The organism is Nitrospira sp. KM1 (genome assembly GCF_011405515.1).
In the GTDB taxonomy this organism is placed as follows: Bacteria; Nitrospirota; Nitrospiria; order Nitrospirales; family Nitrospiraceae; genus Nitrospira_C.
This window is the reverse complement of the sequence record NZ_AP022671.1, coordinates 1,394,317-1,413,754: the sequence shown is the minus strand read 5'-3', so window position 1 is coordinate 1,413,754 and position 19,438 is coordinate 1,394,317. Positions and strand designations below refer to the sequence as shown.

Here is a 19,438-nt window from a genome sequence, read left to right as displayed (position 1 = left end):
AGTTGTGAGGATGCCGGCGAGGGAGGCCGCGCCGGCATCCAACCTGTCAACTGGATAGACACGTACTCATGAATGCTTTGCGGTCGTCTCCAGTCAGCTTCTTCGAACCCGCCTCCTTATTGCACGTCTTCATTTTTTCCTGTTGAGCGGTTTTCCCGCTCTTCGGGGATTTCGCAGACAGGCATTCCTTCACGAACGCCTTCCGTTCTTCGCCCTTCCCTTCTCCGATCAACCCTTTTTCATCGGCTGCCGCATTACAGGCCTTCATCTTGTTCTGCTGGGGAGAGGCCGCTCCGACCACGGGCGCCATTCCCGCGATTACGACAACGCACGACAGGACCACCGAGACGGCAATCTTCATTGTGGATCTCCTTTGTGAGAGAGGTGAGAGGCGTGTGTGCGGAGAGGTTATATCAAAAATGTTGAGGTGTTGTCTCTATAAACCTCATGAAATGGTTGCATAATCGACCTTCACGAGAAACAGGCCTTGAGGAGGCGCTGTCCGCCCTGCCCTCCTTCTATCCCGTGCCGCGAGAATCTCCGAAATATTCATGACCGATCGCTTGCCATGCCCGATTTCTACCAGCGTTCCTACGATATTTCGGACCATGTGCTTGAGGAATCGATCGGCGTAGATGTGTATGTTCAGGCGATCGTCCTGCCTCGTCACGGTTAATTGTTGAATGTTGCACATCGGGTCTTCATTGTCCGTCAACGTCCCTTCGAAAGATGAAAAATCATGCGAGCCGATCAGCGCGTTTCCGGCTTGGATCATGGGCTCGATCTTGAGAAATGGTCCGATATGCCAAGAGTATGTTCTGGCGACGGCCGGCCGTTCAGGCCGGTTCACGATGCGATATTCGTACAACTTTCCCCGAGCGGCGTAGCGCGCATGGAACTCGTCCGGCATGATGGCAGCCGATCGAACCGCGATGTCCTTGGGCAGTCTGGCATTGAATCCGCGGATCCATTCGGCTGCTGTCCAAGCCTTGTTGATGCGAAAGCTGGCCACTTGTCCAAGGGCATGCACCCCGGCATCGGTCCGTCCGGCTGCAATCACGGAAGCATGAGACTGCGTGAGAAGGTATAGCGCTGATTCCACCGCTTCCTGAATGGTCGGTTGGTCAGGCTGCCGCTGCCACCCGGCATAGTTCGTACCGTCGTATTCCAGGATTAATTTGACGGTAGGCATAGGGATCAGAGCCGACCCCGAGCGGCGATCATCGCCCCGTTTGCTTGGAGGCCGCGAGATAGGCCCTGACGCCTTCGTGTAGCGACTCGGCGACGTGCGTGGTGAACGCGTTGGTCCGCAGAAGATCTTCCTCGTGGGCATTCGAGATGTAGGCGATCTCGGCGAGGATACTCGGCATGCTGGTGAAGCGAAGCACATAGAACGGCGCGGTTTTGACGCCATGGTCGATCAGAGTATAGGTTCCGTTCAAATAGGTGACCATCGCTTCTTTGGTGCTCCAGGCGAGTTCGAGAGACGCTTCGATTTTTTTCGACGCCAGAAGGTCTGCCACCAGATACTCCCATCCGACACCGGTATTGTTCAGCGGCGTACCGTTTTCTCGGGCTGCGACTTCCAGTGCCCGTTGGTCCTTGGCTTCTCCGAAATGGTAGATTTCGATCCCTTTGACCGAGCGCTGCGGATGTGAATTGACATGGATGGACACAAAGAGGTCCGCCTCGTGGCGGTTCGCAAATTTTGCCCGGTCCTCCAATTCAATGAAGATATCCCGCTCGCGAGTCATGAGGACTCGGATGCCCGGCTGCTTGCTCAGGATGTCTCGAAGTTTCAGGCCGACTTTCAGCGTGATGTCTTTTTCTTCGGTGCCCTTCTGTCCATGCGCGCCGGGATCTTTTCCGCCGTGGCCGGGATCGATGACGATAGTCGTGAAGGATTTGGCTTTTGGAGGAATCGGCTGCATCGGCGGCTCGAAAGTGACGGGTGGGATCCCGGACTCCTGCGTTGCCGCGGGAATAGTCTGATTCGAGGGCACCACGTCCATCACCAGCCTGGGCGGGTTGGAGAGGGAGATCATCCTATACGTTTGAAATGAACCGGCGGGCAGGGATATCGCCACGGATCGCTCGGATGATTGAGTCACAACAAAGGGTTTTTCAATCGTGCCGTTGGCCACCTTCAGTTGTGCAGACTTGGCGAGTGTGGCATTGAGAATCTCAATGACGACGCCTTCTGCCTGAGGCTTCGGCATTTTCGGGGCTTTGGTGCGGCGATCAAGATCGAGAACCAGTCGGATGGACCCCGGCGATATTGCCGTTCTCAGGTTCTGGATCGTGGTCAGCCCCAATGTTGTTGGAGCGATGCTGACCTGAGATCCTTTCGAACGTTTCATCTTTCCCTGCTGATCCTGCCCGTTCGATCCAGCGGCCTGCGATGGATCGGGAACAACGAACAGACAAATCAACGTGAGGAAAGAGATGATTCGGCTGATAGCCATCAGCATGAAGATCCGCCACAATGAGGGGATGATATCTATCTCTCAAATGTCTGTAGACTTGTCAAGTCAATGAACGGGAATTCCAGCGCGCACATCAATAATTGACCGGCGGGGTAGACGAGGCGTAGGTTTTGTGCGATGCACCTGATCATCGATGGGTACAACCTCCTTGCTGTGATAACACGGGGGGGCCGTGCTGCGTTCGGTTCAGAGGCGGCGCGAGAGTTCTTATTGGATCGGCTCGCCGCATATCGGCGGCACAAAGGACATGTGGTCACGGTGGTATTCGACGGATGGCAACATGGATATCCATTGGAGGGGCGAGAACATCGCTCCGGCGTGCAGGTCTTGTATTCGAGGCGTGGAGAACAGGCCGATATCGTCATTCGACGCATGGCCGAAGAGTTCGGTGCCGACTGCGCGATAGTGAGTTCAGATCGCGAAGTAGGCGATCATGCCAAATCCTATGGAGCATTCGTGATTTCGGCGCAGGAGTTTGCCGGCAGGTTGGGCGATGGTCGACGGTCCGTGCCCGGTATCGCGCATAAGGAGCTGGACGATGGAGAAGACGAGCGGCCGAGGCGTAGCCCCGACAAACGAGGAAATCCTCGCAAGCTGCCCAAGAATGAGCGGCGACGCAACAGGCGGCTCAACCGATTTTGAACAGTCTCTTGGCATTCTCGGTCGTCAACTCGCCAATGCGTTCGATTGAAAGATCTTGGCGGCCGGCATGGATCGCCGCCAATTGTTTGGCGACAAGCGAAACGTAGGCAGGCTCGTTGCGCTTCCCGCGGTAGGGCACGGGGGTGAGGTAGGGACAGTCGGTTTCGATCAGTACTCTGTCCAAAGGAATCTGCCCTGCAATTTCGCGCAGCATCTTGGCGTTGGGAAATGTCAGAATACCCGAAAAGGACAAGTAAAATCCCAGGTCGAGTGCATCTTTGGCAAGCCAGGCGTCGCCGGAAAAACAGTGAAATACCCCGCCGATTTCCGAAGCCTTTTCTTCCCGTAAGATGGTGATCGTATCGCTTTGTGCTTCCCTGGTGTGAATGATCACGGGCAGTTTCAGCTCCCGTGCGAGTTGGAGCTGCTCTCGAAAACGTGTTCGTTGTTCCTCGGGAGGTGAATGATTGTAGTGGTAATCGAGACCGATTTCGCCGTAGGCCACGACCTTGGGATGGCGGGCAAGGCATCGGAATTCATCGTACCAATTTTCGCCGATGCGGATGACTTCATGCGGATGCACGCCGATCGACGCGTAGACAACAGGATGGTGGTCGGCCAAATCGACGGCGGCTCTGCTGGTCGCAAGATCACAGCCGATGGTGATGAAGGCCTCCACGCCAGACTCCTTCGCCCGGGCCATCATGAGGTCTCGATCGTCGTTGTACCGGGCATCGTCGAGATGCGTGTGGGTATCGATCAGCATTGGACGGGTGCCGTATGGAGCCGGTGTGGAAATCAGGCGGGTTTGGCAACGAGTGAATCGGCCAGTTCGTTCAGAAGAAGCTCGGTCTCTTCCCAGCCCAGGCAGGCATCGGTGATGGAGACCCCGTGGGCGAGGGCCGTTCCCTGCCTCCACGTCTGTTTCCCAGCGTTAAGGTTGCTTTCCAACATCAAGCCCATGATCGACTGCCGTCCTTCCTTGAACTGGCGAAGCACTTCGCGGGCCACCGGGCCCTGCCGCCGGTGATCTTTGCTCGAATTGTCATGTGAACAGTCGATCATGATGGGCCGGGCGATCTGCTCGCCGGCCACCGCAGCTTCCGCCCGCGCAACGTGGTCGGCGTCGTAGTTGGTTTTTCCTCCGCCGCCTCTTAGGACGATGTGGCGGTCCGGGTTGCCCGTGGTCTTGATGATGGAGGTCTGACCGTCCGCATTGATGCCGACGAAATGGTGCGGTGTGCGCGCAGCAGTCATGGCATTGATCGCCACCTGGAGACTGCCTTCCGTTCCATTCTTGAAACCGACCGGCATCGACACGCCGCTCGCCATTTCACGATGGGTCTGGCTTTCCGTCGTCCTCGCTCCGATGGCGGTCCAGCTGATGAGATCGGCAATGTATTGAGGGGCGATGGGATCGAGAAGTTCGGTCGCGCACGGCATGCCGGACTGGTTCAGTTTCAACAGGAGGGTACGCGCCAACTCCATTCCCGTGGCGATATCGCACGTTCCATCCAGATGAGGGTCATTGATCAACCCCTTCCAGCCCACGGTCGTCCTCGGTTTCTCGAAGTATGTGCGCATGACGATCAGGAGTCTGTCGCGCAGGCTATCGGCAAGCGGCTTGAGTCTGGCCGCATATTCGAAGGCCGCGTCGGGATCATGGATCGAGCAGGGGCCGACGATGACGAGCAAGCGTTCGCGGTCCTGTCCATGGAGGATCCGGCGAATGGCTTCCCGGGTCTCCACGACCAGTGCCGCTGCTTGGTCTGTAATCGGCAGTTTGGTCTTGATCGACCGCGGCGACGGCAGCGCCTTGATTTCTATGACGTGTTGATTGTCGAGCGGGCGGTTCATCAGGGGGCCTTTGTACTTTTGGTGCCGAAGCATAGCGAAATCCGGCCGTAATGTCCACAACTCCAGGCGAAGACTCTGAGCCATGCGCGGATCATATCCGTCCGTTTGACAGGTTTCTTTGGATTGTGGTACTCACTGCGCCCTGCTCATGAGACATCGTCATTTCCTCCATGACGCCCGAATCAGCCGGCTGATCTCCCTCGGGTTGATCGCCCTCCTCCTGTCCATCGCGCCGTTCGCCGTTGCACAGGACGTGCATCACGAGTTGGCGGCTGCCGATACCGACGGGCATGAGCATTCGGACAACGACCTGTGCCAATGGGTCCAACACCACACGGCCGGATCCATCGACACGGGCGGACCGATCCGCTCGGCCTGGGATCTCATCAGCCACTCCGGTGTTCCGTCGTACGGTATTCTCCTCTCGGTTGAATGCGTCTCCGTCGGTCCGTCGCGCGCGCCACCCCGCATCTAGTTCCCGACCATCGTCCGGATGTGATTGACGACCTGATCGTTCAGCGCCGTCGTCATGTCCATTACGCCAACGTCAATCAGCGGTCGCGGAGGATGTCATGGAGCGTGGCAATCGTGCGTTCATATTCCATGTATGGTCAGTCGTCTTGTTCGTCGCCCTACAGACGGGATGGTGCCCGGAGTTGCATGCCGCGGAGACAGGATCAGCCAATAGCATCACGGGAGTAGTGCAAAATCAGGATCTGAGGCGAGTTGCTCAAGCCGTTGTCGAACTGAAGGATCAGGACGGCGTGGTCGTTGAGACTGCGGTCACGGATGAGAGCGGGGAATTTTCCATACCGGTGCCGGCGACCGGAACCTATTCGATCAGCGCGGTTCAGGACGCCTATCGAAGCGAGTATCTGGTTCTGGTCCTGGGGACCGATCCGCCGAAACCGGTTCTGCTCACGCTCTCCAAGACCAATGAGATCGCATTGGAGGTAGTCTCCGCCTTGCCGCCGATTCAATACAAGGCCTCGAGCGAAACTTATCAGGTCACGAGAAAAGACATCGAGGCGTTACCGAGGGGGAACAACAACGATGCCTATGAGGTCCTGCTTACGGTTCCCAGCGTAGCCTACGGAGCACTCAAGCAGACCCACATCCGTCAGGATCATGCCAATCAGCAATATCGGATCGATGGGATTCCGATTCCGGATTCGGTGTCTGGTTCGTTTGCCGATATCGTGCCCCCTCGGGCATGGGAACGCGCGGACATTATTCTCGGCGGGATGGAGGCGCAGTACGGCAATAAGACGGCATTGGTCGTGGACATCACCAGCAAGAGCGGCACGAAACCGGGATTTGGCTCGGTTCAGATGTTCGGCGGCTCCAATCAGACCGTGAATCCCTCCTTTGAATACGGCGGGACGGTGGGTGAGAAGGTCAGATTCTATATTCTCAACAGTTACGTGACCACGAGCCGTGGAATCGAGCCGCCGACGTTGGGCCAGACGAACGAGCACAATCAAAGCGAGAAGAACAACACCTATTTACGAGGTGATTACCAGTATGACAATCACAACAACTTCAGCTGGATCTTTCTGAACTCGGTTGCGAAATATCAGATTCCAACCATCCCGAACCTCGAGGCGAATCCCGATGTGCTCGCGCTCCTCCCGGCCGGCTTTGCGCCCAGTGCTTCCCAATCGGTCGATCAGTATCAAAAGGAAAACAATCAGTATACTCAATTGGTCTGGCGACACGATCTCAACGCATCCAGTTTTTTTAGCGTGGGAGCGTATTTTCGGCGCGGCCTTGCCGACTTTCACACGGATGCGTTAAACGCGCTGGCCTATTCGGATGACGTGGGCGGGGCGCAAACGGCCAATCAGAAACGGAGCGCCTATACCGGAGGGATACGTCTCGATCATACGTGGATTCCCAATCATCAGCATGTGGTGAAATCGGGGATGCAGATTGACTACAGCAGAGCGAACAATACAGCCCAGGTGTTTGCCTTCGATACCGGAGGGGGCGCACCGGCCGGCCCGGTCGTCACTAGGGAAGCCTCCAATCAGAACATCCAGACGCGGCAGGAATTTTGGCTTCAGGATCAGTGGAGCTTGAACGAGCACTGGACCTTCAACGTGGGCGTACGCGGCGATGCCATTCAAGGTTTTTACAACGAAGGTCAGGTCAGTCCGCGTATAGGAGCAACCTACAAACTCAATCAATCGAATGCCTTTCATGCCTACTATGGCAGACTGTTTACTCCTCCCAACGTCGAGCAGATCGCCTTTCTCGGCTTGAACGTACAGGACACCACGGCGCAACCTGAAAATCCAACCGGCTTCAGGCCAAGGGCCGAGCGCTCGCATTACTTCGAAGTCGGCAGCTACCATGCCATCGGAAAGCATGCGACGCTCGAGCTGACCGGCTATTACAAGCTGGCCCACTATCTGTCGGATGCCGGACAATTCGGCTCGACTCCGATGCTCAATTTCTTCGCCTTTGAGCGAGGCTGGCAGCGCGGCATCGATGGAGCGCTGAAAGTGCAATTGACCGACAATCTATACGGTCGTGGAAATGTCGCGTGGGGCCAATGCAAGGGGTACGGGTTGCAATCCGGGCAGTATCTGCTCGAACAGGCCGAGATCGACGATATCAATTCCAAGGGTGGAGTCTTCTGTGATCACTCCCAGTTCATGACGAGTTCGGCGGTTCTCTCCTATCGTCTGTGGGACCGGACCAACATCAGCGGACAGATGCTGTATGGATCGGGTCTGCGCACGGCGGAAGAAGGCGCGAAGACGAATTCCTCCCATGAGGATTCCTATACCGTATACAATGCCTCGATTACCCACACGATTCCGTTACCGTGGTATGGGCAGAAGATGCTGTTGGGATTCGATCTCATCAACATGTTCGATCAGAAGTATTTCTATAATCGGGGAGAAGGCAGCATCGGTCTGGGCATCGCCCATGCCGGTATGCCGAGGTCGTATTTCTTCCGGGCCCAATGGTTCTTTTGATTGGATGCTGAAACAGGCCATCAACTTCGTTCTCGGTCGCTCGGTCCATCAACGGTCAGGAGTTTAGGGAAACCGGAGGCCAAGTACCTATCCGCTCGCATGTGATCGAAGCGAGCGGTTCAAGCGAAGCTTGGTATGTACCTCCTCGGGGTCTCGCTCCCTGCGGCCGCCCGGAGCGGAGCGCGTCCCGGCGCGCTGGGGAGGGTGGTGCAAATGCCGGTCAGCTTGAACATCCGATGCCTGACAGAAAGGAGAACGTGTGAGTCGCTTTCGCCGCCGGCTGGTCATATACATTGGCCTAACGGTGCTGCTCGTCCCGGCCCCCGCATTCGCGGTGGTCGGTGACGACGCGACGCACGAGTCCGATCACCAAGAGGATGTGTTGGAACTTCCGGAAGTTCATGTCCACGGGGTTCCGCTGAACAAGAATCAACAGCTCGGGCCTGTTGCCAAAAATACTCCCTGGCCCGCGGTTCCCCCGTCGCTCGAAGGGACGGCGCTCGACGATTGGATGAAAGCACGTGTGCTGGTCACCAAAGATGCCAAGGTGACGGTGGTCGTTCTTGAGCCCTGCAAGCACCGTGAACTCACCGTGTCGGGCGTGGCTGCTCTCAAGCGATGGACGTTCGATCCGCAAATGAAAGGAGACGATCCGGTCGATGGGGAACTGACGGTGCGTATCCATTTCCACACCCGGTAAGGAGGTTGAAACGTCTCGCTGGCTTCGTTCTCACGTCGCTCAAGCCCTCGACGTACCCGGAACCGTACGCCTCGGGCTCTCGCTCGCTGCGGTTTTGCCGGCGAACCGTTTGAACCTCCTCGGAGCAAGAGCGCTTCCAGCATCACTGTGGTCTTGCCTCATGCTAAGATGTGCGCGTGAGTTGGGATGAATCACTTTTCCGCGCCGTCAACGGCCTCGCCGGGCGGTCGGGCGTGCTGGATTGGCTGGCGCTCACGCTGTCGTCTCCCGATCTGCTCTGGGCACCCGGCATTCTGCTCGGACTCTACTGGTTATGGCTGGCGCCCCGCGAAGCGTTCATCGCCGGGCCGGTGCTGGGCGGGTTGATCGGTCTCGTCGATTTTATCGGCGCACAGGTCAAACATCTTGTCGCCCGCCCGCGTCCGTGCATGTCCATCGCCGATTTTCATCAGATCGAGGCATGCGGCAAGACCTTTGGGTTCCCGTCCAACCATGCGGTCAACACGGCCGCGGCGGCTGCGTTTCTCCAGGTCCTCTACCCCGGTTCGGGATGGATCGCTTGGCCGCTGGTCGTGGCAATCGGTTTGGCCAGAGTATTCATCGGCGCGCATTATGTGACGGATATTTTGGGAGGCTGGTTCCTCGGGGCGCTGTTTGGCGGCACCGCCGCCTGGCTGTTATTGCAGTGGCCCAGATTCCGTCAGCCGGTTCCCGGCGTTGCGCCTTCCACGCAGGCCAAGAGTTCGGCTCCGTAACGATCGGCGTCGTACCCTCTTCCGATCAGTACAATGGCATGATCAGGCTCATCGAGTAGCATGACCGGAGCAATGGTCGCTGGACCGGGCAGTGCGTACTGAAACTCCTGCAGCCCCGGTTCGTCGACGAACCTGAAAAATCCCTTTGCCCGTTCAAGTCCCGGCGGCAAGGTGTTGGCCCACGCAAGAAGCCGCAGGCGGTTCAGCGGTCCGGTGAGTCGGATCGTCACGGCGATCGGATGGTAATCCGCGCGCAGGCGGCCGCCTGCCGGCGCCGCACCAAACACGACGTTCGTCGAGGGCGCAGGGCGGGTCGTTTGCGGCTCCAGCAGGGCGTCGGCGTCAATTCTTGCGTGGGTGGTTTCCCAGACCCGGGCATGGGGATTCTGCTCCAGGATCGACGTCTTAAATTTCTCCCAATACCCCGGCACGTATAAGTCGCGTTTGTTCAGGATCAACTCGTCCGCGCAACGGATTGCCTGCGTGGTGACGTATTGGGCGGAATGACTCTGCTCCCGGGCGATGGGATGGAGGAGTGCGATCACCCGCTCCAGTGCGGCCAGTCTTGCGGTATAGAGATCGGTAACTGCGTCGATGACCTCAGCCGGATCGGCCAACCCAGAACATTCCAATATCAGGAGATCGGAGCCGGCATCGCGAACAAGTTGCGCAATCCCCCATGACAGGTCCTCTTTCGTATCACAGCAGACACAACCTCCTGCCAGGTTCATGACCTGGTCCGCGATGGCTCCCGCACGCGGTCCGTCGATGCTGACCTCGCCGGCCTCGTTCATCAACACGCCGACACGCCGGCCCCGGCCTTTCCAAAATTCGAGCAGCCGCATCAATAATGTGGTCTTGCCGGCACCGAGTGATCCGCACAGCATGTAGAAAGGGACAGGGGGTTGCGTCACGGATGCCATCTAGCAGTGTGGTGACAAACCCTGTAATGACTTCGGCGATGACGTCGTGTCCGAGACACCGCTGCCATCAGCATGTCCCGCAGGCTGTTCAGAAAGGCGTCTTTTCTCACCCACCCGCCCCGACGCACCAAGACGCGTCGGTTCCCCCAAGGCCGCAGCGAGTCCGCGGCGCGAAGAATAATGAGCGCCACGTTTGCGGACGGGCGCGAGTCGGTGAGCGCCCAGTGTCTTGGAGGCGAAGCGTATCCGTTCTCACCCGCCCACCCACCGACTGTGGGAACAGTCGTGTTCCCGAGCGGTACGTTGAGCCTCTGAGGTTCACGCCGTGCCGAATAAGGCACGGCACGCCTGTGAACGCCGCCGAGATAGTGAGGCGGCAGTATCCCGCGAGAACAAAGCTTGGTGAAGACGCGTCTCGGCGCGTCCGGGCGGGTGGGTGATATGAGCGACTTTGTCAACAGCCTGCTAGTGATGAACGTGAAGAGACTCATGATCATGATGGTGCTCAGTGAGGACGTTCAGGTTGCAATGCCTCACATCCGGATGGGTGCAATGGGTTTCCAGCTGGATCGTCATATGCTTGATGCCAAAATCTCCGGTAATGCGCGATCGAATGGCCGCCAACAGTGAGTTGGTCAAGGCTTCGTCGTCCCCACGAACCAACACGTGACAGGTTAGCATGATGAGCCGTGGTTCGATCGCCCAGATGTGCAGATCGTGCACATTGTCCACCCCTGGGATCGACTCGATGGCGGCGGCGACTTGCGACGCTTTTACGGCAGAAGGGGCCGACTCGAGCAACACGTCGAGAGACTCCCTAAAGATCGGCCAGGCCCCGAAAAAAATGGCTCCTACGACGAGAAGACTGACCAAGGGATCGAGTTCGACGAGGCCGGTCATCATAATGCCGGCTCCGCTGACGATCACGCCGAGCGATACCCAGGCATCGCCGATCATGTGCCAGAACGCACTTCGAATGTTGAGATCGTCTTTCGCCCCGTGTTGGAGAAGAGACGCGATACCCAAATTGGCAATAAAGCTCACGCCGGCAATGGCCATGACCCATCCGCCGTCTACCGGCACCGGGTGCATGAGCCGTTGAATGCCCACCACCGCAATGCCAAGCGCCGTGAACAAGAGGACCGAGGAGTTTGCAAACGCTGCAATGATGCCGGCGCGGTGGTATCCGAATGTGCGGGTCTCCGTAGCCGGCCTTGCTGTGAGGAGGTGCGCGTAGAGTGCGAGAAACAACGATCCCTGATCGATCAGATTGTGACCGGCATCGCTCATCAGACCGATGCTATTGAGCATCCATCCGCCGGCAAACTCAGCAGAGATGATGACAGCGTTCAATCCCAAAGCGAGATGCAGGCGGGACCGGAGATGCTGATAGGCTGTTGGTGAACTCACGTTCTTAGTGTCGCACGAGCATCCATTCGCAGCAAGTGCTTGGAATGTCTCTCTCTGAGAAGCAGGTGGGGCAGTATCATGAATGTTTGGCAGGCTGTGGCAAAGGTGGGATTTCAAACACGTACACATGGTTCTTGGCAAACAACAACGTCATTGAATGTGGCAGGCGCTTGAGCCGTTGATCGAGCACCGGGCCGTCTGCTCCATCAAACTCCAGTACATGATACGTATCGCGAAGGCGCTTAAACTCCCTTGTATTGAGGACGATATGGGTAATGCCTTCTTTTCTCAATCGTTCGATAACCTGGTCGGGTGAGGAGGACACCAGGGGTCCGGTGCATATTCAAGATCGGCGTCTTGGAAGATCACAATGTCTCCTGTGGCAGCTCAGATACCGGTCGAAAGCGCTTCTCCTTTGCCTGCATTGATATGGTGGGAGATGACGCGGATCCCTTTCAGACTGCGAAGGACCGCCGGGGTATTTCATTGAATGCTGGTATGACGATTGACAGTTTCATACAGACGAGGAACGGATGACCGATGCGGAAAAGCTCCACGTCAGGTTCCCGGGAAGAGGAAGGAATGTCAAACAAATCAGATATTTGTTAGTGGTGGCGCGATGCCAGAGGTGTGGGAGAAACCCGCGTTGGAGCTGATGCCTATTGTCGGGAAGAAGACTTGAGCCTTTCACTCAGGACAGAATATTTGGCAGTCCCCACACCGGAATTACCGGTGGAGAGATCGGCCGCGACGACACGGAGCGTCAGTCCGTCCGGAACCTCCTTGGACCCTGGAACAAAAAACGGTGCTTCGAAATTTCCGCCCTCCCCCGCGTAAAACATCTGAAGTCGCTCCACGATCCGGTCCCCGACCAAGACTTCACCATAGATGCGGATCTTCCTCGAGTCCCAATCTCCATGCGGGCGGACGGGAGCTCCGGAGAGGGTGCGGATAGAGGCCCTCAATTTGACATCGTCCTTGGCGATTAATGCCTCCCCCGGCTTTGGATGCTCGATCTGCACGAGGTAGCCATTCAGATGCAGGACGATTCCGTCATTCGTCAGATCCTCTCCCGGAATGAGAAGCACTGTTTTGCTCGCCCGCCGGGCGGAAGCGGGATAGGCGAGCGGGCCTTCGGCTGCGATTTCAACTGCGGTGGGACGACGCAGCTCCAAAGTCGCGGTGAATGCAGCCGCGGGGCGCGCGCTATACAGCGGCTCTTCCATCAAATGCGGGGTCCGCATGATGAGATTCTGATCGCCGGCTTCACCCTGCTGAATCCCGGTCGCCAACACTTCGTGGGTCGCAATATCCGTCACCGTAATCCGGGCGCCGCCGACTTCACGCCCCAAGACCATCGACCCGTGAGCGACGACGCGGACGACAATGGTTGTCGGCTTCGGATCATTCAAGTGTGGATCGGGAGGAGGTTCCTCTTCCGGCGTCAGGGCAGGGCAGGGGAAGGGGAGAAACAAGAACAACAGCAGCAACGGTGTGACGACAACCGCCCGCATCATTTGACTTTGGTCCCGGGATCGACTTCTTCCACAAACGTGACCAGCCCTCGTACATCACTGTCGCCTGCGGCGAGGACCATGCCTTGGGATTCAAGACCCATGAGTTTTGCCGGTTTGAGGTTCGCAACAATAACGATCGTCTTGCCGATCAGGCTTTCGGGTTCGTACTTCTTCCCAATGCCTGCAACGATTTGCCGCTGCTCGGAACCCAGTGATACCTGGAGTTTCAAAAGCTTTTCCGATTTGGGCACTCGCTCAGCCGATAGTACCCTAGCCGTCTTGAGTTGGACCTTCATGAACTCGTCGATCGTGATTTGGAGGGGCGCAGCAGGCGGTCCTGTAGGTGGCGCAGAGGCCGGAGATGCGGCAGCCGAGGGGGCGACGGTTGGTCGAGACGGAATTGGAGAATCGCTCACGGGTTTGGCTCCTTGAAGTTTCGACAGTTCGGCTTTTCCACTTGCAAGATCATACTCTCCCGACTCAGTCACAAGAACCCTGGGAAATAAGGCATTTCCTTTTCGAATCTTCGTCCCACTTTTCAACTCACCCCATTTGACGGACTCTTTCAAGAATGGAGAGTCCCAATTGATATGAAGACCCAACTGTTCTGCAATACCGTGCGCCGTGGCAGGCATCACTGGAAGAATATAAAGGCTTAAAATGCGCAAGCACTCCGCGGCACTATACAGGACGGTATCGAGTTCCTCTCGTCTGCTCGGGTCCTTCGCCAGCTTCCACGGTTCGTATTTGTCGATGAACGTATCGACGTCTGAAACTCGGCTCGTGACAAGGAGAAGAAAACTACTGAACTCGAACCCATCGAACATTTCGTCCAGGTGATTGCCCAGCGTTTTGAGCGATTCCTTTGCCTGGACGAGTAGCGGGAATTTCCTCCGCGCATCTTCGCCGTCGAGGTAATCTCTCGGCATATCCGGAATCGTTCCCGAGCAACTCCGCTCGATCATCGTCAATGTTCGGCTCAAGAGATTGCCGATCCCATTTGCCAGGTCGCTGTTGATTCGCCTTGCCATTGCCTGTTCCGAAAAGTCTCCGTCTTGGCCGAATGGAACTTCTCGCAGCAGGAAATACCGGAAAGCATCGACTCCATAGACTTCCAGCATTTTATTGGGATCGACGACATTCCCGCGGCTCTTCGACATCTTTTCCCCGTTCACCGTCCACCATCCGTGAGCAAAAATGGTTTCCGGCAGTGGCCGATGAAGCGCCATCAGCATCGTGGACCAGTAGACGGCATGAGTCGTGAGAATGTCTTTGCCAACCAAATGGACATTGGCCGGCCAGAATGTGTCCACTGATGGTGAAGGCGGTTTGTATTCGAGAGCCGAGATGTAATTGACGAGCGCGTCGAACCAGACATAGGTGACGTAGTCCTTGTCGAACGGCAGTTCGATCCCCCACGAGAGGCGCGCTTTCGGACGCGAAATTGAAAGGTCTCCGAGCTTTTGCGATTGGAGAAATCCCAGTACTTCATTCCGGCGTGATTCCGGGCGGATAAAGCGGGGGTGGATCTTGATATGGTCGATCAATCGATCTTGATATTGGCCCATTCGAAAGAAATAATTGGATTCGCTGAGTTGTTCGACCGGCCGTTTGCAGTCAGGACACAGTCCGTCCGTGACATCTTTCTCCGTCCAGAATCGCTCATCGAACGTGCAGTACCATCCGGTGTAGGAATCTTTATAGATCAAACCCGTGTCAAAGAGTTCCTGTAGGTACCGTTGGACGATGCGTCCGTGCTCGCGATCGGTGGTTCTGATGAAAGCATCCGGACGGATATCCAGACGTTTCCACAACTCCGTAAATTTCGGCGCCAGATTGTCGCAGTAGGTCTGAGGTGCCACCCCGGCTTTGGCCGCAGCCTGCTGGACCTTTTGGCCATGCTCGTCAAGGCCGGTCAGAAAAAATACGTCGCGCCCGCGCAATCGCCAATAACGCGCCAGAACATCTGCGGCGATGGTCGTATAGGCATGCCCGATGTGGGGAACATCGTTCACATAATAGATCGGGGTCGTGATGTAGAACGGCTGAGAATTGGTCATGCTGATCGAGAAAAGATATCAGGTTGCAAAGCGTCAATTCTAGGAGCGCTGGGATACTGGCTGAGCAGTGCACGCATCGCGGAGACGCAGCAGCACCTGTTCCAACGCCATTTGAAGATTCAGATGTCTGGTCGCTTGTCTGTCCGTCTGCTCGATATCGCAGAGGATGTCGAGCAACGCATCGGTGTCGGCATGCTTGGAATACATCTCCAATGTCTCGAGATCCTCGGCGAATAGAATGTGGTCCCGATCACCACCGACTTGGAGGATGATGACGTCCCTGATCCACCTCGTGAGCCATGATAAGAGTTCCGGCACACGATCACTTTTGGCCGAGGACTCCGCCTGAGCTAGAATGGCGGTCACCGATCCAAGCGTCTGAGGGCGGATCAACTCCATCACCTCACGCTGACGCGCACGAATCTCAGCCGGATCAGCAACCAGGGCGTCTCCCAGACGACCTTCGCTGATAATGGCCAGAAGCCGCGTGTCTGACGGCGGTATTTCCCGTTTGAGAATCAAGGCCGCCTCGACCTGAGTCCGAGGCGGCGTGGTAAACCGCAAAGCCTGGCATCGGGAACGGATAGTGACAGGGAGCGCAGCCGGGCGGCTCGATATGAGAAAGAACAGGCTGTGATCCGGCGGCTCTTCAAGGGTCTTCAAGAGCGCATTGGCCGCACCGATCGTCATGCGGTCTGCCTGGTCGATGAGGCAGATTTTCCGCTCCGCGATCAACGGTCGGTACATGATCTGTTGTTCGATCTCGCGGATCTGTTCGATTTTGATTTGGGGCACTGCCTGCTCGCTGTCCGGCTCGATTACGAGGAAATCCGGATGCGTCGATGCTTCCACGTGTCGGCAGGATCGACACACACCGCAGGCGTCGATCACTGCCCCGTCCTGCCGCTGCTCGCAATGAAACGCTTGAGTCAAGCGGACGGCGGTCAACCGTTTCCCGATCGAGGCTTCGCCATGAAAGAGATAGGCATGAGCCAGACGATTGCTTGCCTCCGCACGTTGGATCGAGGCAATGACGGCGGCATGTCCGATGACGTCTTGCAACGGCACGTTAACTCCTGTGACCCCGTCGAGTGGTTATCCAATTTAGCACAATCGTCTCAATCTCCGCTCGAACGGCTGGGATCGATCGCCTGGCTCGTATGATACGTATTCGCCGAGGATCCTGTTTGGCCAGCGACAAAAATCCTCGGCGCACCGAACGATGAAACCGCTCCGTTTCACGGTCGAGACGGTTCGTTGTTCCACGGGCGTGGCGACGCCTGGCCAAACCGACGGATACAGGTAGATCGAGCAACAATGTCAGGTCGGGAATCAATCCCCCCGTGGCTCCGTTGTTGGCTGCCGTCAGCCAGTTGAGGTCCAGCCCGCGTCCGAAGCCTTGATAGGCCAACGTTGAATCGAAGTAACGGTCGCATAGCACGATCGCGCCGCGATCGAGCGCTGGCTGGATCAGATGTGCCACATGCTGGCTCCGGGCGGCCAAAATGAGGAGCGCTTCTGTTTCTGCAGTGATCGATTCGCCTTTGGACGGGTTGAGTAGGATATGGCGAACGGCTTCGGCCACTTTGGTGCCGCCGGGCTCTCTGGTTTGGATGACCTGAAACCCGGCTTTCTTGAGCGCCACTGCGAGGAAGTCGGCTTGGGTACTTTTTCCACTGCCCTCCGGACCTTCGAGCGTAATGAAGAACCCGTTTGGTTTGCGGATCCGTCGAGCCATGGTACGAGCCTTTATAGGATGGGAAAAACGGGCGCGATAGTATTCCAAGTCGTTGAAAATAGCAATAAAAGGCTTGCAGCACCTTCGTATATCTCTGTATGATGTAAATCCGGTTTCGTCTGCACAATTCTTATGCTGAAAGCCTCCCTGAAACGGTACTTTTTGACAGGTTTGCTCGTCATTACCCCTATTTGGGGGACCGTGCTCATTTTGAAGACGCTCTTCCTCACCGTCGAAGGCATTTTGGGAAATCTGCTCGCTGAGATGGTGCCGACCCTCTATGTGCCGGGGCTGGGCATTGTGGCGCTTGTGTTGCTGGTGTTTATGACGGGATTGTTTGCAGCGAATTTTATGGGCAAACAGATCGTCAGGATATGGGAAAGTTGGCTCAATCGGGTGCCTTTGGTGCGCGGGATTTACTCGACGCTCAAGTCCATGATGGATATTCTCTCATTTTCCGAGCGCGGTTCCTATCATCGCGTGGTGTTGATTCAATTTCCCAAGAACGGCCATTACTGTCTTGCCTTCGTGACAGGAATGTCGAAGGGCGGTGAGGGACAGGAACTTGCTCATGAACCCCTGGTCCATGTCTATGTGCCGACCTCGCCGAATCCAACGTCGGGATACTTTCTTCTTGTCCCCGAGCGTGAGGTGACTTCGGTCGACATCACCGTCGAAGAGGCGATGAAGCTGATCATATCCGGGGGATTGTATTCTCCCATGCCTTCGCTCGCCTCCGCGATTCCCGCAGAACCCAAATGGAGTACGGTCAAACAGCCGGAAGCAGGAGTGCCGATCGGATGAACCGTTCCTCCGTTGACGCAACGACTCAGCCGGTTTCTGTTGGTGCTTCCCCGACAACAGTTCCAGGCCTTGCCGTGGTGATTATGGCTGCCGGTATGGGCAAGCGCATGCGCTCGAAGCAGTCGAAGGTGTTGCATCCGGTCGCCGGCCGTTCCATGGTTCTCTACTCGATCGATTTGGGATTGCGGCTGGCCGGTCATCGGATTGGTGTCGTTGTCGGTCATCAAGCGGATCAGGTGCGGCAGGTCATCGAAGCGGCAACGTCCGGCCTTCAGGGCACGGCCCCGACATCGATCGTTGAACAGCGCGAGCAACTCGGAACCGGGCATGCGGTGATGCAAGCGCGCTCAGTCTTTTCAGCAAAGGGGCCCGCTCCTTCCTTGTATCTCATTTTGAACGGTGATACCCCGTTGCTGCGAGAATTCACCGTTCGTGAACTGCTGCGAGTGCACCGGGAAGAACGTGCAACCGTCACGATTCTCACCTCGGTGCTGAGCGATGCCACCGGATACGGGCGTGTCCTGAGACAGTCGCCCGGGGGGTCCGTCTCACGGATCGTCGAAGATCGGGATGCCAGCCCGGAGGAAAAGAAAGTCGGGGAAATCAATGTCGGAACCTACGTCGTCGACGGCGACTTTCTGTTCTCGGCTTTGGAGAAACTGGACCCGAGCAATGCGCAAGGCGAATATTATCTCACCGACATCATTCAGGTAGCCGTGTCACAGGGACGACGCGTGTCCGCCGTCGTCCTCGACAATCCCGACGAAGGTTTGGGTGTGAACACCAGACGGCAACTGGCGGAAGCGGAACAGGTGATTCGTCGGCAGATCCGGGAGCATTGGCTGGATCAAGGCGTGACGATGATCGATCCGTCCTCGGTGTGGATCGACGCCGGCGCCATGATCGGCAGGGACACCATACTTCACCCGAACGTGATGCTCGCGGGTGACACGGTCATCGGAGAGGATTGCATCGTCCATTCCTTCACGCGGGTGACGGACTGCACTGTTGGCAACGGTGTGGAGATTCTCGGACACTGCGTCTTCCGCGAAGCGCGAATCGATGACCATGCGGTGCTCGGGCCGTTTGCGCATCTTCGTCCCGGCGCGGTCGTTCGGAAGAAGGCCAAGGTGGGAAATTTCGTGGAGATGAAACAGGCGGAATTGGGCGAAGGATCGAAAGCGAATCACCTGACATACCTGGGAGACGCCCGGATCGGGAAGGGCGTGAACATCGGGGCCGGAACGATCACGGTCAATTATGACGGCGTGAGAAAGCATCAAACGGTCATCGAAGACAATGTGGCTGTAGGAAGCGACACTCAATTGATCGCGCCTGTGAAGGTCGGGGCGGGCGCCATCATTGCGGCTGGGACGACAGTGACCGAAGATGTGCCGGCCGGCGCGCTGGTGATTGCCCGTGTGCCGCAAGTCAATCGCGAAGGATGGGCGGCGCGTCGCCGCGCCATGTTGACGTCGCCACATAACGCCGGCTCGAAATCACCGGCTAAAACATCGAAGCCTCAGGTGCCCACAAGCCGGGCCAAGCGGCGGAGGTAG

Annotated in this window: 19 protein-coding genes; 7 read left to right on the top strand and 12 right to left on the bottom strand. The window is 57.1% G+C overall.

Going from position 1 to position 19,438, the window contains the following annotated elements; all coding sequences use genetic code 11:
- Positions 1-46 precede the first annotated feature (46 nt).
- From W02_RS06430 to W02_RS06420, 3 genes are all read right to left on the bottom strand, one after another.
- Complete coding sequence (locus W02_RS06430; RefSeq protein WP_173045898.1) at positions 47-361, bottom strand: PsiF family protein; 315 nt, start codon at positions 359-361, stop codon at positions 47-49.
- Between the two features lie 84 nt (positions 362-445).
- Positions 446-1,192 (bottom strand): tRNA pseudouridine(38-40) synthase TruA, encoded by a 747-nt coding sequence (gene truA / locus W02_RS06425; protein ID WP_173045896.1) that lies wholly within the window; start codon positions 1,190-1,192, stop codon positions 446-448.
- A gap of 28 nt (positions 1,193-1,220) precedes the next feature.
- On the bottom strand, positions 1,221-2,471 hold the full coding sequence (locus tag W02_RS06420) for an N-acetylmuramoyl-L-alanine amidase (RefSeq protein ID WP_173045894.1): 1,251 nt from the start codon (positions 2,469-2,471) through the stop codon (positions 1,221-1,223).
- 132 nt (positions 2,472-2,603) lie between these two features.
- On the opposite strand from W02_RS06420, the gene W02_RS06415 reads away from it, so the two are divergent.
- Positions 2,604-3,128 carry an NYN domain-containing protein gene (locus W02_RS06415; protein WP_173045892.1) on the top strand — a complete coding sequence of 175 codons (525 nt, stop codon included), beginning with the start codon at positions 2,604-2,606 and terminating at the stop codon, positions 3,126-3,128.
- Here W02_RS06415 and W02_RS06410 read toward each other — a convergent pair.
- Positions 3,115-3,894 (bottom strand): TatD family hydrolase, encoded by a 780-nt coding sequence (locus W02_RS06410; protein WP_173045890.1) that lies wholly within the window; start codon positions 3,892-3,894, stop codon positions 3,115-3,117. The two genes, W02_RS06415 and W02_RS06410, sit on opposite strands and share 14 nt — an antisense overlap.
- 32 nt (positions 3,895-3,926) lie before the next feature.
- On the bottom strand, positions 3,927-4,985 hold the full coding sequence (locus W02_RS06405) for a 3-deoxy-7-phosphoheptulonate synthase (protein WP_173051387.1): 1,059 nt from the start codon (positions 4,983-4,985) through the stop codon (positions 3,927-3,929).
- Positions 4,986-5,133: 148 nt separating this feature from the next.
- On the opposite strand from W02_RS06405, the gene W02_RS06400 reads away from it, so the two are divergent.
- From W02_RS06400 to W02_RS06385, 4 genes are all read left to right on the top strand, one after another.
- Positions 5,134-5,460: a hypothetical protein gene (locus W02_RS06400; protein WP_173045888.1), complete on the top strand. Its 327-nt coding sequence runs from the start codon at positions 5,134-5,136 to the stop codon at positions 5,458-5,460.
- 97 nt (positions 5,461-5,557) lie between these two features.
- Positions 5,558-7,972, top strand: a complete 2,415-nt coding sequence (locus tag W02_RS06395; RefSeq protein ID WP_173045886.1) for a TonB-dependent receptor — start codon at positions 5,558-5,560, stop codon at positions 7,970-7,972.
- A 259-nt stretch (positions 7,973-8,231) separates the two neighbouring features.
- A complete protein-coding gene (locus W02_RS06390) occupies positions 8,232-8,672 on the top strand; it encodes an energy transducer TonB (RefSeq protein ID WP_197742161.1) in 441 nt (146 codons plus the stop codon).
- Positions 8,673-8,848: 176 nt separating this feature from the next.
- A complete protein-coding gene (locus W02_RS06385) occupies positions 8,849-9,427 on the top strand; it encodes a phosphatase PAP2 family protein (RefSeq protein ID WP_173045883.1) in 579 nt (192 codons plus the stop codon).
- Here W02_RS06385 and W02_RS06380 read toward each other — a convergent pair.
- The 7 genes from W02_RS06380 to tmk all read right to left on the bottom strand — a co-directional run bounded on the left by W02_RS06380 (position 9,373) and on the right by tmk (position 17,075).
- On the bottom strand, positions 9,373-10,341 hold the full coding sequence (locus W02_RS06380) for a GTP-binding protein (RefSeq protein WP_173045881.1): 969 nt from the start codon (positions 10,339-10,341) through the stop codon (positions 9,373-9,375). The genes W02_RS06385 and W02_RS06380 overlap by 55 nt on opposite strands.
- 474 nt (positions 10,342-10,815) lie before the next feature.
- Positions 10,816-11,760: a cation diffusion facilitator family transporter gene (locus W02_RS06375; protein WP_173045879.1), complete on the bottom strand. Its 945-nt coding sequence runs from the start codon at positions 11,758-11,760 to the stop codon at positions 10,816-10,818.
- Positions 11,761-11,836: 76 nt separating this feature from the next.
- Positions 11,837-12,085 (bottom strand): hypothetical protein, encoded by a 249-nt coding sequence (locus W02_RS06370; RefSeq protein WP_173045877.1) that lies wholly within the window; start codon positions 12,083-12,085, stop codon positions 11,837-11,839.
- A gap of 334 nt (positions 12,086-12,419) precedes the next feature.
- On the bottom strand, positions 12,420-13,277 hold the full coding sequence (locus tag W02_RS06365) for a hypothetical protein (protein WP_173045875.1): 858 nt from the start codon (positions 13,275-13,277) through the stop codon (positions 12,420-12,422).
- Entirely contained in the window at positions 13,274-15,337 is a 2,064-nt protein-coding gene (gene metG, locus W02_RS06360; protein WP_173045873.1) for a methionine--tRNA ligase, read from the bottom strand. The genes W02_RS06365 and metG overlap by 4 nt, the downstream gene beginning before the upstream one ends.
- 39 nt (positions 15,338-15,376) lie before the next feature.
- A complete protein-coding gene (holB, locus tag W02_RS06355) occupies positions 15,377-16,405 on the bottom strand; it encodes a DNA polymerase III subunit delta' (RefSeq protein WP_173045871.1) in 1,029 nt (342 codons plus the stop codon).
- Position 16,406: 1 nt separating this feature from the next.
- Positions 16,407-17,075 carry a dTMP kinase gene (gene tmk / locus W02_RS06350; RefSeq protein WP_173045869.1) on the bottom strand — a complete coding sequence of 223 codons (669 nt, stop codon included), beginning with the start codon at positions 17,073-17,075 and terminating at the stop codon, positions 16,407-16,409.
- Between the two features lie 132 nt (positions 17,076-17,207).
- Between tmk and W02_RS06345 the strand changes: the two genes are divergently transcribed.
- Both W02_RS06345 and glmU read left to right on the top strand, forming a co-directional pair.
- A complete protein-coding gene (locus W02_RS06345; RefSeq protein ID WP_173045867.1) occupies positions 17,208-17,879 on the top strand; it encodes a DUF502 domain-containing protein in 672 nt (223 codons plus the stop codon).
- Complete coding sequence (gene glmU, locus W02_RS06340) at positions 17,876-19,438, top strand: bifunctional UDP-N-acetylglucosamine diphosphorylase/glucosamine-1-phosphate N-acetyltransferase GlmU (RefSeq protein WP_173045865.1); 1,563 nt, start codon at positions 17,876-17,878, stop codon at positions 19,436-19,438. The genes W02_RS06345 and glmU overlap by 4 nt, the downstream gene beginning before the upstream one ends.

What these genes read in the sequence shown, in the direction of transcription:
- truA (WP_173045896.1), bottom strand. Translation starts at nt 1,192, where the DNA reads ATGCCTACCGTCAAATTAATCCTGGAATACGACGGTACGAACTATGCC.
- W02_RS06420 (WP_173045894.1), bottom strand. Translation starts at nt 2,471, where the DNA reads ATGCTGATGGCTATCAGCCGAATCATCTCTTTCCTCACGTTGATTTGT.
- W02_RS06345 (WP_173045867.1), top strand. Translation starts at nt 17,208, where the DNA reads ATGCTGAAAGCCTCCCTGAAACGGTACTTTTTGACAGGTTTGCTCGTC.
- W02_RS06395 (WP_173045886.1), top strand. Translation starts at nt 5,558, where the DNA reads ATGGAGCGTGGCAATCGTGCGTTCATATTCCATGTATGGTCAGTCGTC.
- W02_RS06415 (WP_173045892.1), top strand. Translation starts at nt 2,604, where the DNA reads ATGCACCTGATCATCGATGGGTACAACCTCCTTGCTGTGATAACACGG.
- W02_RS06430 (WP_173045898.1), bottom strand. Translation starts at nt 361, where the DNA reads ATGAAGATTGCCGTCTCGGTGGTCCTGTCGTGCGTTGTCGTAATCGCG.
- metG (WP_173045873.1), bottom strand. Translation starts at nt 15,337, where the DNA reads ATGACCAATTCTCAGCCGTTCTACATCACGACCCCGATCTATTATGTG.
- W02_RS06405 (WP_173051387.1), bottom strand. Translation starts at nt 4,985, where the DNA reads ATGAACCGCCCGCTCGACAATCAACACGTCATAGAAATCAAGGCGCTG.
- tmk (WP_173045869.1), bottom strand. Translation starts at nt 17,075, where the DNA reads ATGGCTCGACGGATCCGCAAACCAAACGGGTTCTTCATTACGCTCGAA.
- W02_RS06400 (WP_173045888.1), top strand. Translation starts at nt 5,134, where the DNA reads ATGAGACATCGTCATTTCCTCCATGACGCCCGAATCAGCCGGCTGATC.
- glmU (WP_173045865.1), top strand. Translation starts at nt 17,876, where the DNA reads ATGAACCGTTCCTCCGTTGACGCAACGACTCAGCCGGTTTCTGTTGGT.
- W02_RS06410 (WP_173045890.1), bottom strand. Translation starts at nt 3,894, where the DNA reads ATGCTGATCGATACCCACACGCATCTCGACGATGCCCGGTACAACGAC.
- W02_RS06365 (WP_173045875.1), bottom strand. Translation starts at nt 13,277, where the DNA reads ATGATGCGGGCGGTTGTCGTCACACCGTTGCTGCTGTTGTTCTTGTTT.